Consider the following 13,590-nt stretch of genomic DNA (forward strand, 5'->3'; position numbering starts at 1 on the left):
CCGCATGCCTCAGACTGGTGGGGTGCCTACCCCCCACGACGAGGCGCGCCATGCTGCGCGCGTCGACTTCCCGCCCGCGCCTGCGGCCACCGAGTACGTGCGGCGGCCCGATCCCGACCTCTCGGCCTACGCCGACCAGTACCTGGACGAGGTCTCCTCGATCCCCGAGCAGCGGGCGACGGTGGGATGCGTCATCCCGGCCTACAACGAGGCCGAGACCATCGCGGGGGTGCTCGACTCGCTCCTGATGCAGACGCGGCTGCCCGACGTCATCCACGTCATCATCAACAACACGACCGACGACTCCGTCGAGGTGGCCAGCCACTACGCCGGGCCGCACGAGCGGGAGACGGCCGCCGGCACCCAGCGCACGACCATCTACGTCCACGACATCGGCAAGAACCCCGACAAGAAGGTCGGGGCGCTCAACTACGGCTACGCGCTGGTCGAGCACATGGACTTCCTGCTCGGCGTCGACGGCGACACCACGCCCGAGCCGGACGCGGTCGAGCACCTCGTCGAGGAGATCACCAGCGACGACCGCATCGGCGGGATCTCGGCGATCTACTCCATCGACGACAGCGCGCTCGACGGGCCGATGGCCAAGTTCCTCATCGCCGGCCAGCGCGCCCAGTTCTCGGCCTTCAACATGCAGAACCTGTTGAAGGGCCGCAACATGGCGGTGCTCGGCGGTCAGTTCTCGATCTTCTCGACCCGCGCCCTGCGCGAGGTGCTGAAGGACAGCCACCAGCGCACCCCGTGGGTCAACGACAGCGAGGTGGAGGACTCGCTGCTGTCGTTGCAGATCAAGAGCACGGGCTACCTCACCAAGATCAGCGCCCGGGCCCGGGCCCACGTCGGCGGGATGACGACCCTGCGCGGACTCGACGCCCAGCAAGTGAAGTGGAACTTCGGCGCCATCGACCTGATGTGGCCCGGCCAGCGCGGCGACACCCGCGGTCAACCGCTGCACCCCAACCTGCGGCTGCGGTGGTTCGAGCACCTGTCGATGGTCGTCAACATGGTGACGCGGCTGGGGTTCCTCCTGCTGCTCCTGGGATCGCTGACGATCGACGCGTTCGTCTTCCAGCTCTGGTGGGCCCTCCCGCCCGTCGCCGCCATCGCGCTGAACGCGAAGGTCGCCCACTCGATGGCCTTCGCCAACCGACGCGACTACCTGTTCGCCGTCCTGCTGGCGCCCGCCGAGGTCTACATGTGGATCCGGATGGGGCACTTCGTCCGCGCGTGGCTGAAGTTCTTCAGCCACCAGCAGACCGACAACTGGGCGGCCCAGGCCAAGGCCGAGCGCGGGAAGGGCACGGCCTACCTCTACCCGTACGTCGCGCTCCTGCTCTTCCTCGTCCTGTGCGGCGTCTGGTGGTCCCAGCTGTCGGTCTCGTTCCGTTCCGACGTGCTCTCGGTCGGGTGGCCGGTGCTGGGCGTCGTCACCCTCCTGCAGACTGCGTGGATGCTCGTGAAGATCATGAAGCCGCACCGCGGGTTCAAGGCATGAGGGCGCGTCTGGCCCGCGGCGTCGCGGTGGCGTCCCTGGCGCTCGCGCTCACCGCCTGCGACCTGGTCGGCAGCGACGAGGACGCTGCGCCGTCCGGCACGCCGGCCGGCACGGCCTCGGCCGCGCCCGACCTGACGATCGACTCCGAGTTCACCTCGAGCGGCACCTTCCAGTCCCACTCGTCGGTGCGCGGCGCCCGGGGCATCGACCTCGTGCTCACGCTCTACCCGACGAAGGCCACGCCCCGCACCAACGAGTGGTACCCCGGGGGCTCGAAGTTCTTCACCTTCACCTTCCAGGGCTACGACCTCGCCCAGCCGCTGCAGGCGCCGTTCGACACCAAGCGGCTGATGTACCTCGACACCATCGAGGTCACCTCGGCCACCATCACCGCCGACGGCGGGGGGACCGAGCGGCCCTACTCGCTCGACGCCGAGGCGGCCGAGGTGACCTTCGACCCCGAGCCGGCGCGCAGCCGCTACGGGATGTTGATCACCTCGCCCAAGGGCGCGCTCGAGCTCCGCAACCAGGAGATCGGCTCGATGAGCGCCGACACCCGTGGCGTCGAGCTGACGTTCCGGGCCGTCGTCCACATCGAGACGCGGCCGGGGTCGGGCAAGTACCTCGAGCGCACGGTCGAGCAGGTCGTGCCGATCGCGATCTTCGCCTCCGACGACCCCACCGTGGCCACCGAGATCCCCGAGAACGCCAGCTGAGCAGCGCGGGGGCGGCCGGGGCGGCTCAGCCCGGCTCGGTCGCCATCCGGTAGCCGACCCCGCGCACCGTCTCGATGTAGCGGGTCGCGTCGTCGTCGCCCAGCTTGCGACGCAGACCGGCGACGTGGCCGTCGACGGCGCGCTTGTCGGCCTCGTTGACGAAGTGCGAGGTGACGTACTGCTGGCCCCGGAGCGTGAGGACCAGGTCTGCCTTGCTGCGGACCCGCCGACCCGTCCGCATCAGCGAGTGCAGGATCTCGGCCTCCGCGGAGGTGAGGTCGAGCCGGCGTCCGCCCAGACCGGCACCGCCGCCCGCCGGGTCGAAGGTGAGGGCCCCGAACCGCAGCACCTGGTCGCTGGGGGCCGGCTCGAGCGGCAGCGTCGGCCGCACCGCCGACGTCGTGGTGGAACCCCGGGCCGGCTCGTGGGTCTCGGCCACGGGTGCCGGCGTCTCGGCGACACCGTCGATCCCGACGGCGAGGTGGTCGCGGAGCTCGCGGGCAGCGACCGCCGCCCACGACTCGGGTTGCGGCACGGCCGGGTCGGGACCGGACGCGTCCGGGGAGACACGCTCCGACTCCGCCGCGAAGGCGACCCGGCGCAGCATCGCGTCGGCGCGGGCGCGCAGCTCGCGCGGGCGGAACGGCTTGACCAGGTAGTCGTCGGCGCCGGCCTCGAAGCCCCGCACGATGTCGATCTCCTCGGTCAGCGAGGTGATGATGATCATGTAGGTCCGGCTGAACTCGCGCACGCGCTTCGCGACGGCGAACCCGTCGATGCCGGGGATGTTGATGTCGAGCGTCGTGAGCAGCGGCTCGTGCTCCCGGATGGCCTCGATGGCGCTGTCGCTGTCGTCGGCCAGCACCGTGGTGAAGCCGGACTGGGTCAGGATCAGCTGGATGAGGTCGCGGGTGTCCGGGTCGTCCTCGACGATCACTGCGTTGCGGCTGGCTGGCACCCCCGCATGCTAACAACGCGGGCGCGTCACCTCCGTGCATCCCCGCACTTCGGGATCACCAGCCCGCGGCCTCCGCGAGCGAGACGGCCCGGTCGATCCAGACCTCGCCGGCCGGTGGTCCGCCGTGGCAGGTGCCGTCGCTCTCCGCGGGGGGCTTCACCCACAGCAGGGCGTCGAGCGCGGTGCCGTCGTCGACGTACCCGGGTTCGTCACCGAGGGCCTGGCCGGGCGGGTTGCACCAGTCCGTGACCGGGAGGCCGGTGGCGCTGGCGGCTCCGGACCGACTGGTGTCGACGACGTAGTGCGCGCCGCCGAGCAGGTCGCTGACCTGCTCGGCGTAGCGGCGCTCGCTCTGCAGCGGCTGGTAGTTGGCGACGTTCGTGGCGAAGCCCCGGGCCCGGTCGACGTCGACCTCCTCGAGCAGCGAGGCCATCTCCTCGGCCGGGACCCAGTCGGAGTGTCCGGCGTCGACGTAGGTGGCCACCCCGGCGTCGTCGAGGGCGTGGACGGCGTCGCGGAGCAGGCCGACCCGGGACTCGACCCCCTCACAGCTGACCGACCCCGCGAGGGCGTCCGGCTCGAGCACGACCACGGTCCCCGCTCCGGCCGCCGTGGCGATCTCGCCGACCCAGGGGAGGTACTCCTCGGCCGGCAGCCCACCCGCCGACAGCTGTCCCGTGCAGTCCCGGTCGGGGATGCCGTAGACCACGAAGACCGGCACGGTGTCGGCGCCGGCCGCGACGACCGAGGACACGTAGCCGCCGACGGACCCGAGCGGGTAGCGCTCCGGGGTCAGCCAGATGCCGGTCGGCACGTCGGACAGCCGCTGCAGGACGGCGGCCCGCTCGGTGTCGCCGTCGGTCGTGGCCTGCATGGCCGCCGCCTCGAGACGGGGGTTGGCCACCGCAGCCTGCGGCCGCTCCCGCAGCAGGTTCCCGCCGGTGTCGGCGGTGTCGTCGTCGGAGCCGCAGCCCGACACGCCGCCCAGCACCAGGGCGGCCAGGGCGAGGGGGATGGCCGCGCGGGGACCGAGGGGGAGCACCCGCCCAGTCTGCCCGACCGCGGGGCCGGTCCGGCGACCGGCGCGGTCGAAGGTGCGGGGGGCCGGAGGGCGGGGGTGGGGCCGGTCAGGACCAGGAGGTCTCGCCGTGCCGGTCCACGAACCGCCCGGACCCGTGGCCGGGCCCCTCGGTGGCGAGGCCCACGACGGCGTCGGTGCCCTCGACGACGGTCTGCGGGCCGGTGTGGGCGTTGAGGTCCGTGGCGGTGTAGCCCGGGTCGGCGGCGTTGATGCGGATGTCGGGGAAGGCCTTGGCGTACTGCGTGGTCAGCATGGTCAGGGCCGCCTTCGAGGCCGTGTAGGCGGGCGCGACGACCTGCGACTCGGGGCGGGAGGGGTCGTGGGTGTGCTCGAGGGATCCCATCCCGCTGCTGACGTTGACGATGACGGGGTCCGCCGACCGGCGCAGGAGCGGCAGGAAGGCGGTGGTGGTCCGGACGACGCCGGCGACGTTGACGTCGAGCACGTCGAGGACGTCGGCCCCGGTCAGGTCGGCGGGGTCGACGTGGGTGCCGGCGACGCCGGCGTTGTTGACGAGCACGTCGACGTGACCCTCGTGGCTCTCGACGTCGGCGGCGGCCGCGTGCACGGAGGCGTCGTCGGTGACGTCGACCTGGACGAAGCGGACGCCGAGGTCCGCGGCGGCCGCGGCCCCGCGCACGGGGTCGCGAGCGCCGAGGATGACGGTGTGGCCGAGCTCGGCGAGCCGGCGGGCGGTCTCGAGGCCGAGGCCCTTGTTGGCCCCGGTGATGAAGGTGGTGGTCATGGCTCGATCCTGCGGGGCCCGCGGCCGGTCCACCAGGGACGCCTCGACGGTAGGAGTGGCCGTACCACCACCGCGAGCGGTTCCCGGGGGATGATCGTGGGGTGACGACCACGACGGACCTCGGCTCGACCATCCGTGCGTGGCGCGACCGGCTCGCCCCGTCCGCTGCGGGTCTGCCGGCGCGTCACGGCCGGCGCACCTCGGGACTGCGGCGCGAGGAGCTGGCCGAGCTGGCCGGCGTCTCGGTCGACTACGTCGTGCGCCTCGAGCAGGGACGCGCCACCACGCCGTCGGCCCAGGTCGTCGCCGCGCTGGCGCGGGCCCTGCAGCTGAGCACCGACGAGCGCGACCACCTCTTCCGGCTGGCCTCGCTCGCGCCGCCCACCAGCGGGCGGGTGTCCGAGCACGTGTCGCCGAGCGTCCACCGCGTCCTGTCGCGTCTCGGGGACGCCGCGGTGGCCGTGTTCGCCGCCGACTGGCAGCTGATCTGGTGGAACCGCAGCTGGGCCGCGCTGCTCGGGGATCCTGCCGCGGTGCCGGTGCCCGTGCGCAACTTCGCCCGCTGCGTCTTCCCGGTCGCGGCGGACGGCCCGGCGATCGCCCAGTGGCCCGTGGTCGTGCAGGACCAGGCCCACACCGAGGCGGCGGTGGCCTCCGACCTGCGTCGCGCCACCGGCCGCTTCCCCGACGACCCACGCCTGGCCGCCCTGGTCCGCAGCCTGCTGGCCGGCAGTGCGCGCTTCGCCGAGCTGTGGGCCGCCGGCACGGTCAGCGCCCACCGCGAGGACCGCAAGGTGGTCCACCACCCGGCCGTCGGCCCCGTCGCCGTCGACTGCGACACCCTGACCGACGGCGAGGCCGACCTCAAGATCGTCGTGATGACCGCCGCCCCCGGCACCGACGACGAGAGTCGGTTCCGCCTGGCGCTGGTGGCCGGCGTCCAGGACGCCGTCGCACCCTCGCCCACCGGGTGACCGCTCCGCGACACGCCGGGTCGCTCAGCCGGGCGCCGTCACGCGGACCCGGTGGCCGGTGCTCTGCCCGCCCCACGTCCAGTCGGTGCGCGCCGCGACCACGCGCCACCGCGCGCCGGTGCGCGGGACCACGACCCGCACCGCAGCCCGGCCGAGCCGGTCGGTGCGGACCAGCGCGGCCCGCTGCCACGTGCGCCCGTCGACCGAGCGCTGGAGGCGCAGGGCGCCGTCGACCGCCGCGCCGGACGCCGTCCGCCAGCCGACCCGCAGCACGACGCGCCTGCCCGCACGTGCGCGGTGCGGGCCGCCCACCGTCAGCACCGACCGACGGCGCACGAGCGTGCTGGTGACCGCGGTGCTCGTGCTGGCGGTGAAGGCCGGGTCGCCGGCCCAGCGGGCACGGAAGACGTTGAGGCGCGCCGACCGCGCCCGGACCAGGCGGGTCGTGGCCCGGCCGCGCTCGTCGGTGACGACGGCGCCGGCCGGCTCCCACCCGCCGTCGCGGCTCCGCTCGACGACGACCCGCGCACCGGGCACCGGCGAGCCGTCGTCGGTCTCGAGGGCCAGGCCGAGGGCCACCAGGTCGTCGGCAGGCCCGGCCGGCGCGCTCAGTCGCAGCCGGGTGGCGGCCGGCGCGCCGACGGCCGACTCGGCGGCACCCGCCATGATCACGGCGTAGAGGTAGCTGCGCGTGTTGCCGTTGTCGACGCGCGGCAGGCCCTGCGCGATGGCCAGCGCCCGCTCGGGGTCGGCCAGGCCGAGCAGCGCGGCGTTCCAGTCGATGAGCGGCCGGTTCGCGTAGTCGCCCTCGAACAGCGGTTCGGTGACCGCGCGGATGCGCTCCTCCCCGAGGCTGGAGAGGAACCCCAGCTGGCTGGGGCCCATCGGGATCACGATGATCGCCGTCTTCGCGCTGGCGTCGCCCGAGAACCACGTCTCGTAGGTCGACTTGCCCTGGAAGACCATCGAGACGATCGGGGCGCGCAGCGTGCTCGCCCGGTAGGGGTTCCACCAGTAGGCCCGGGCGGTCGCGGCCTCGAAGGCCAGCATCCACCGGGCGTGCTCCTGCTGCGCCTCGTCGCCGCTGACCTCGCTCCACAGCGCGAGCCCGGCCCAGGCGTTCATCGCCTCCGAGGTCGACTCCTGGTCGTTGCCGTCCATGCCGCCGCCGGTGCCGTTGGCCCACGAGTGGCCGCGCCAGTCGTCGAAGGCGCGACGCTGGATCGTCGAGTCGGTCGTCTGCAGGGCGGCGATGTCCTGCGCCAGGACGTCGGCGGTCTCGCGGTAGCGGTCGACCAGGGCGGGGTCGTCGCGCGCCAGGACGCCGACGGCGTAGAGGAAGTAGCCGTAGTGGAAGTGGTGGTCGTTGACCGACGACGACACCCCGAAGGCGTCGCCGTCGGGCACCACGGTGCGGGTGACGGCGTCGTAGCCGAAGCAGCGGTCGCGGCGCTCGGTGGCGCAGCGATCGGCGTCGAGCCAGACGTCGAGCTCGGCGGTCATCGCGGCCTCGATGCGGGCCGCCTCGTCGGGGAGGCCGAGCTGGCCGGCCAGCAGGTACAGGTTGGCCGCGCGGTACAGCGCCTTGCCACCGAAGTAGGTGTCGGCGGGGAACTCGAGGACGCCGTCGACGTCGGAGCGCACCTGGTCGCGCAGCAAGGTGAGCTGGGCCTCGTCGAGCCCGGACAGGTCGAGCCGGCTGGCGACGTCCCACACCTTCGCGGTGGTGGTGAACGACGTGCCGACCGCGCCGTGCGCCCACCCGGTGGCGTTCTCCCAGCGCCCGGTGAGCGTGGGCAGGCCGTAGTCCTGGTGGGGCATCTGGGTGAGCACGGTGGGCCGTCCGCCGGTCTGCAGCACGAAGGTGGCGCGGGCGAGGCCGCCGCTGACGTCGTGCTCGGTGCGGGTGCCCAGCACCGGCACCGCGCCGTCGACCAACGCGGTGACGTCGGCGGCGGTCGCCCCCTGCGGGGTGCCGAAGACGTGCACGCTCTGGCCGGCGTCGAGCGCGATCCCGCCGCCGCCGACCGTGCCGGCCGTGACGACGTTCAGCACCTGACCGGTGCCCGCCTGCCAGGTGTGGCGACCGCCGGACGCGCTGAGCGCCCGGTTGACGGCGACCGACTGGTCGGTCGCGGCCGTGTACATCACGTACGGCCAGCCCTCGACCGCCCGCAGTGTGCCCAGCTCGGTCTGCCCGGCGTACCAGGTGAGGTCGGCCGAGAGGTCGTCCCACCGCGTGAGGCGGTAGGTGGTGGCGCCCGGCGGGGTCAGCCGGAGGGCCTGGGCGTCCTCCCACGACTGCAGCAGCGCGTAGTCGCCGAAGCCGCGCACGACGGGGAGGGCGACGCCGAAGCCGTCGTCGTGCGAGCGGAAGGCGAGGCCGCCCCCGACCCAGGTGGGCGGGTCGGGAGCGTCGGCCTCGGGGCGGGCGTAGACCGCGCCGCTGATCCACGAGTTGGTCGGGGGCACGACCCCCGGGCCGACCCGCGGCGGCACCGGGACCCGGGTGGCGAACTCGGGCAGGACGTCGGCGGCCGCGGCGGCCGCGGCGGGCGCTCGCGGGGACGCCCGCCCCTCGGTCGGCGCACCTGTCGTCGTGGCCGTGGCGGTGCCCGCGGCCGGCGCGCCGGCGAGGACCAGCAGCGCCGCCAGGGCCACGAGGGCCGGACGACGTCGTCGACGGTCGTTCATGGCGGCTGCTCCTCGTCGGGGGTCCGAGCTGGTGCTTCCGGCGGGCGCCGATCGACTTCGGACCAGCGCCCGCCAGAAGTGGGGTGAGCGTAGCGCCGCTGTGAGGTGGGACACAACGGGTGTCGTCGGACCCGACGAAGGGCCCGCACCGGTCGTCCGGTGCGGGCCCTTCGGCTCTGACCTGCGAGGACTCCGCAGATCCTTCGGTCGGGCTGACAGGATTTGAACCTGCGACCCCTTGACCCCCAGTCAAGTGCGCTACCAAGCTGCGCTACAGCCCGAAACCTTGCGAGCAAGGCGAGTGGACTCTATCGCAGCCGGACCGCGGGCCGGAATCGAGGGTGCCGACACGCCGGCCGGGTGGAGCATCGAGCCCCGGCCGCACGGCGTCGGGGAGGGCCGTCGCGGCCCGCCGCACGGCGGTACCGGATCCTCGGCCGGGCCGACCACCGCGCCCACCACTACATCTGGGTAGTTACAACGGCGTGACTCCCGTATATGGTGGTGCACGCAGCTGGTTCGGCTCCTCATCCAGGGGAGTCGTCGCAAGAGGGAATCCGGTGAGACTCCGGAACTGCCCCGCAGCGGTAAGTGGGAACGACCTCCGTCACAAGCACTGGGTCCGGCGTACGTGCCGGGCCTGGGAAGCGACGGACAGTAGGAACGCAGCACCTGCCCACGAGTCCGAAGACCTGCCAGTGCCCACCGCGATCGGTGGGGTCCGCGACCTCGAGGGAGGGTCAGGGGATCGAACGCGCACGGCGGGCCCGACCCGTCGACCGCGCCCGCCGTCTCCTGCTCGCCTCGCCCCCGGACGCTTCACCGCACGAGTCCACGAGGGGTGGAACCGATGAGCAGCACCATCACGGTCGTCAAGCGCGACGGCAGCCGCGCGCCGTACGACGGGTACGAGATCGCCCGGTCGATCCAGGAGGCCGCCGCCGGCCTCGACGACGAGGTCGCCCGGGCGACGCAGCTGCGCTCCGAGCTGGAGATCACCCTCTTCGACCAGATCACCAGCGAGCAGCTCGACGAGGCCGTCGTCCAGGTCGCCCTCCAGAACGTCAAGGACGACCCGGCCTACGACACCATCGCCTCCCGGCTGCTGGTGAAGAGCCTCTACAAGTCCATCTTCGGCGAGGGCGTGACGCGCGACGAGGTGCAGGCCTTCCACGCCGAGGCGTTCGTGGCGTTCGTCGAGCGCGGTGTCGAGCTCGGCCTGCTCGACCCGCGGCTGGGCACCCACTTCGACCTGCAGCGCCTCGGCGCCGCGCTCGACCCCGGTCGAGACGACCTGCTGCGCTACATCGGCGTGCAGACCATGCGCACCCGCTACATGATCTCCGCACCCGACGGCCGGCCGATGGAGATGCCCCAGTTCTTCTGGATGCGGGTCGCGATGGGCCTCTCGCTCAACGAGACCGAGCAGGACGGACCGGGCGCCAACGCCGCCGCCGAGCGCTTCTACGACAAGATGTCGCGCCTGGAGTACCTCGCGGCCGGCTCGACCCTGGTCAATGCCGGCACGTCCTACGCCCAGCTCTCCAACTGCTTCGTGATGCAGATGGAGGACGAGATCGAGCACATCGCCAAGTCCGTGCGCGACGTCATGTGGCTGACCAAGGGCACCGGCGGGATCGGCATGTCCGTCACCAAGCTGCGCGCCGAGGGCTCGGCGATCAGGTCCAACAACACCAGCTCGACCGGGCCGATCCCGTTCATGCACACCATCGACTCGACGCTGCGCGCGGTCAGCCGCGGCGGCAAGAAGTTCGGCGCGCTCTGCTTCTACATGGAGAACTGGCACCTCGACTTCCCGGCGTTCCTGGACCTGCGCCAGAACTCCGGTGACCCCTACCGTCGGACCCGCACCGCCAACACCGCCGTGTGGATCAGCGACGACTTCATGAAGCGCGTCGAGGCCGACCAGCCGTGGTACCTCTTCGACCCGGCCGACGTCCCGGACCTCGTCGAGCTCACCGGAGCGGCGTTCTCGCGGCGCTACGCCGAGTACGCCGCCCGTGCCGAGGCCGGAGAGCTGCGGCACAAGAAGATCGGCGCGCGCGAGCAGATGCGCGCCATCCTCACCTCGCTGCAGTCGACCTCGCACCCGTGGCTGACGTGGAAGGACACGATCAACACCCGCGCGCTCAACCACAACACCGGGACGATCCACCTCTCCAACCTGTGCACCGAGATCTGCCTGCCGCAGGACGTCGACAACGTCTCGGTGTGCAACCTCGCCTCGATCAACCTCGCGCGCCACGTCACCGGACGCCGCCGCAGTGCCGGGGGAGACGGGGCGAGGATCGACTGGGACCGGCTCGCGGAGTCGGCCCGGCTCGCGGTGCGCCAGCTCGACAACCTCATCGACATCACGATCTCGTCGGTGCCGGAGTCCGAGCGGAGCAACGAGCTCAACCGGGCGCTCGGCCTCGGCGTCATGGGGTTCACCGACGTCGTCGAGCGGTTCGGGTACTCCTACGAGTCCGAGGAGGCCTACGAGCTGATCGACCGGCTGATGGAGTTCATCAGCTGGCACGCGATCGACGCCTCCGCAGACCTCGCCCGCGAGCGCGGCTCCTACGCGAACTTCGAGGGCTCGCGCTGGAGCCAGGGCCTGGTGCCGGTCGACTCCCTCGACCTGCTCGAGGCCGACCGCGGCGTGCCTGTCGAGGTCGACCGCACGACCCGGCTCGACTGGGCCGCCCTGCGCACCAAGGTCGCCGGCGGCATCCGCAACTCGACGTTGCTGGCGATCGCGCCGACCGCCTCGATCGGCCTCGTCGCCGGGACGACGCCCGGGCTCGACCCGCAGTTCAGCCAGATCTTCAGCCGCGCCACCAGCTCGGGCAAGTTCCTCGAGGTCAACCGCAACCTCGTCGAGGACCTCCAGGCGCTCGGGCTGTGGGAGCGGGTGCGCGAGGACCTGCTGCGCCACCAGGGCGACCTGTCCCAGGTGGCCGAGCTGCACCCCGTCCCGGCCGAGCTGGTCGAGATCTACCAGACGTCGTTCCAGCTCTCGGGCCGCGCCTACCTCGAGGTCGCGGCGCGGGCGCAGAAGTGGATCGACCAGGCGATCAGCCGCAACATCTACCTGGCCGACCGCAACGTCGCCAACATGGTCGACCTCTACTCCGCCGCCTGGCGGATGGGCGTCAAGACGACCTACTACCTGCACATGATGCCGCGCCACACCGCCGAGCAGAGCACGGTGAAGGTCAACAAGGCCGAGGCGATCGCGACCGGCGGCAGCGGTGGGGGCGGTGCCCCCCGCCGCGGGTTCGGCGCGGCCGCGCCGGCCGGACGGGGGTTCGGGGCGGTGGCGGCGCCGGTCGTCGAGGCGGCGGCGGCGGAGCCCGTCGTGCCGGACGACGTCCAGGAGCTCGAGCAGGTCGACGGGGCCGAGTGCCCCATCGACCCGATGGAGCGTCTGCAGTGCGAGTCGTGCCAGTGAGCGCCGGCGACGGGACCAGGCGGGGGATCCTCGGCACCGGCATCGAGCAGGGCCTGCTCCTCAAGCCGGTCACCTACCCGTGGGCGATGGAGCTCTACGACCAGGCGGTCGCGAACACCTGGTTCCCGAACGAGGTGCAGCTGGGGGAGGACCTCGGTGACTTCGAGCGGATGAGCGACGACGAGCGCCGCGCGCTGACCTTCCTGATGAGCTACTTCAACCCCAACGAGCTGCTCGTCAACAAGGCCCTGGCCTTCGGCGTCTACCCCTACGTCAACGCCGCGGAGTGCCACCTCTACCTCGCCAAGCAGATGTGGGAGGAGGCCAACCACTGCATGAGCTTCGAGTACGTGCTCGAGACGTTCCCGATCGACCGGGAGGCGGCGTACGCCTCGCACGTGACGGTGCCGTCGATGGCGGCGAAGGAGGAGTTCGAGATCCGCTACATCAAGCGGATGACCGAGCAGACCCTCGACATCACCACCACCGAGGGCAAGCAGGACTTCGTCCGCAACCTGATCGCCTACAACGTGATCCTCGAGGGCATCTGGTTCTACTCGGGCTTCATGGTGGCGCTGAGCTTCCGGCAGCGGAACCTGCTGCGGAACTTCGGCTCGCTGATCGACTGGATCGTGCGCGACGAGTCGCTGCACCTGAAGTTCGGGATCAACCTCGTGCTCACGGTGCTCGAGGAGAACCCGGACGTCGCCACCGAGGAGTTCGCGGCCGAGATCAAGCAGATGGTGCTGGACGCCGTGGAGATGGAGGAGGCCTACAACCGCGACCTCCTGCCGAACGGGATCCTCGGGCTGAACGCCGACTACATCAACACCTACGTGCGCTACCTGGCCGACCGGCGCCTCGACGAGCTGGGCTTCGGCGCGCACTACGGGGTGGCGAACCCGGCGAAGTGGATGGCGACGGCGAACGACACGCTCCAGCTGGTCAACTTCTTCGAGTCGATCAACACCTCCTACGAGGTCAACGCCCGGCAGGGCTGACGGTGGCCTGATGTCCTGCCTGGGTTTCCTCACCGAGCAGCAGCGGGCGGCCCTGGCCGCGTCCAGCAGCACGGACGCGGCCGGGGTGCCGCTCTCGGCGTTCACCTCGCCGCCGGCCAGCGACGGCAAGACCGCGCGGGTCCGAGCGCTCGCGGCGTCCGCCGACCCACGCATCCGCGAGAGCGCCGCGCTCTCGTACCGCGCGCCGGACGACGTCCTGGTCGAGCTGGCCGGCGACGCCGACGCCGCGGTGCGCCGCTGCGTCGCCCGCAACGAGCGCACCCCCGTCGCGGTGCTGCACCGCCTGGTCGACGACCCCGACCCGTTCGTGCGGGGATGGGTCGCGGCCCACCCCGCCGTCCCCTCCCACGTCCTCGACCGGCTGGGCGCCGACCCGGACGCCGCCGTCCGTGCCGTCGTCACCTGGGCGCGCGGCTGGGCCTGATCGCGA

At 72.3% G+C, this 13,590-nt stretch carries 10 protein-coding genes, 1 tRNA gene and 1 riboswitch; of the genes, 6 read left to right on the plus strand and 5 right to left on the minus strand.

The window, feature by feature from the left end:
* Positions 1 to 22 precede the first annotated feature (22 nt).
* Both E4623_RS07140 and E4623_RS07145 read left to right on the plus strand, forming a co-directional pair.
* The gene (locus E4623_RS07140; protein ID WP_245154951.1) at positions 23 to 1,513 is read left to right on the plus strand and encodes a glycosyltransferase family 2 protein; all 1,491 of its coding nucleotides are present in this window, start codon (positions 23 to 25) and stop codon (positions 1,511 to 1,513) included.
* The gene (locus E4623_RS07145) at positions 1,510 to 2,229 is read left to right on the plus strand and encodes a hypothetical protein (RefSeq protein ID WP_134765843.1); all 720 of its coding nucleotides are present in this window, start codon (positions 1,510 to 1,512) and stop codon (positions 2,227 to 2,229) included. The genes E4623_RS07140 and E4623_RS07145 overlap by 4 nt, the downstream gene beginning before the upstream one ends.
* A gap of 25 nt (positions 2,230 to 2,254) precedes the next feature.
* Here E4623_RS07145 and E4623_RS07150 read toward each other — a convergent pair whose 3' ends face one another.
* The 3 genes from E4623_RS07150 to E4623_RS07160 all read right to left on the minus strand — a co-directional run bounded on the left by E4623_RS07150 (position 2,255) and on the right by E4623_RS07160 (position 5,013).
* Positions 2,255 to 3,187 (minus strand): response regulator transcription factor, encoded by a 933-nt coding sequence (locus E4623_RS07150; protein WP_134765844.1) that lies wholly within the window; start codon positions 3,185 to 3,187, stop codon positions 2,255 to 2,257.
* Positions 3,188 to 3,242: 55 nt separating this feature from the next.
* Positions 3,243 to 4,229, minus strand: coding sequence for a glycoside hydrolase family 6 protein (locus tag E4623_RS07155; protein WP_134765845.1), 987 nt, complete (start codon positions 4,227 to 4,229; stop codon positions 3,243 to 3,245).
* An 85-nt stretch (positions 4,230 to 4,314) separates the two neighbouring features.
* A complete protein-coding gene (locus tag E4623_RS07160) occupies positions 4,315 to 5,013 on the minus strand; it encodes an SDR family NAD(P)-dependent oxidoreductase (RefSeq protein ID WP_134765846.1) in 699 nt (232 codons plus the stop codon).
* A 101-nt stretch (positions 5,014 to 5,114) separates the two neighbouring features.
* On the opposite strand from E4623_RS07160, the gene E4623_RS07165 reads away from it, so the two are divergent.
* A complete protein-coding gene (locus tag E4623_RS07165; protein ID WP_134765847.1) occupies positions 5,115 to 5,987 on the plus strand; it encodes a helix-turn-helix transcriptional regulator in 873 nt (290 codons plus the stop codon).
* A gap of 24 nt (positions 5,988 to 6,011) precedes the next feature.
* Here E4623_RS07165 and E4623_RS07170 read toward each other — a convergent pair whose 3' ends face one another.
* Both E4623_RS07170 and E4623_RS07175 read right to left on the minus strand, forming a co-directional pair.
* Positions 6,012 to 8,681 (minus strand): glycosyl hydrolase, encoded by a 2,670-nt coding sequence (locus E4623_RS07170; RefSeq protein WP_134765848.1) that lies wholly within the window; start codon positions 8,679 to 8,681, stop codon positions 6,012 to 6,014.
* A 207-nt stretch (positions 8,682 to 8,888) separates the two neighbouring features.
* A tRNA-Pro gene (locus E4623_RS07175) sits at positions 8,889 to 8,962 on the minus strand.
* A gap of 217 nt (positions 8,963 to 9,179) precedes the next feature.
* A riboswitch (cobalamin riboswitch) is annotated at positions 9,180 to 9,396 on the plus strand.
* A gap of 135 nt (positions 9,397 to 9,531) precedes the next feature.
* On the opposite strand from E4623_RS07175, the gene E4623_RS07180 reads away from it, so the two are divergent.
* From E4623_RS07180 to E4623_RS07190, 3 genes are read left to right on the plus strand one after another with little or no spacing between them, the layout of a single operon-like run.
* Positions 9,532 to 12,138, plus strand: a complete 2,607-nt coding sequence (locus E4623_RS07180) for a ribonucleoside-diphosphate reductase subunit alpha (RefSeq protein WP_134765849.1) — start codon at positions 9,532 to 9,534, stop codon at positions 12,136 to 12,138.
* Between the two features lie 26 nt (positions 12,139 to 12,164).
* Entirely contained in the window at positions 12,165 to 13,139 is a 975-nt protein-coding gene (locus tag E4623_RS07185; protein ID WP_209020601.1) for a ribonucleotide-diphosphate reductase subunit beta, read from the plus strand.
* Positions 13,140 to 13,149: 10 nt separating this feature from the next.
* On the plus strand, positions 13,150 to 13,584 hold the full coding sequence (locus tag E4623_RS07190) for a hypothetical protein (RefSeq protein ID WP_134765850.1): 435 nt from the start codon (positions 13,150 to 13,152) through the stop codon (positions 13,582 to 13,584).
* The last annotated feature ends 6 nt before the right edge of the window (positions 13,585 to 13,590 follow it).

The sequence above is a fragment of the Nocardioides sp. 1609 genome (assembly GCF_004522105.1).
Lineage (GTDB): Bacteria > Actinomycetota > Actinomycetes > Propionibacteriales > Nocardioidaceae > Nocardioides.

What these genes read in the sequence shown, in the direction of transcription:
- E4623_RS07160 (WP_134765846.1), bottom strand. Translation starts at nt 5,013, where the DNA reads ATGACCACCACCTTCATCACCGGGGCCAACAAGGGCCTCGGCCTCGAG.
- E4623_RS07170 (WP_134765848.1), bottom strand. Translation starts at nt 8,681, where the DNA reads ATGAACGACCGTCGACGACGTCGTCCGGCCCTCGTGGCCCTGGCGGCG.
- E4623_RS07145 (WP_134765843.1), top strand. Translation starts at nt 1,510, where the DNA reads ATGAGGGCGCGTCTGGCCCGCGGCGTCGCGGTGGCGTCCCTGGCGCTC.
- E4623_RS07190 (WP_134765850.1), top strand. Translation starts at nt 13,150, where the DNA reads ATGTCCTGCCTGGGTTTCCTCACCGAGCAGCAGCGGGCGGCCCTGGCC.
- E4623_RS07180 (WP_134765849.1), top strand. Translation starts at nt 9,532, where the DNA reads ATGAGCAGCACCATCACGGTCGTCAAGCGCGACGGCAGCCGCGCGCCG.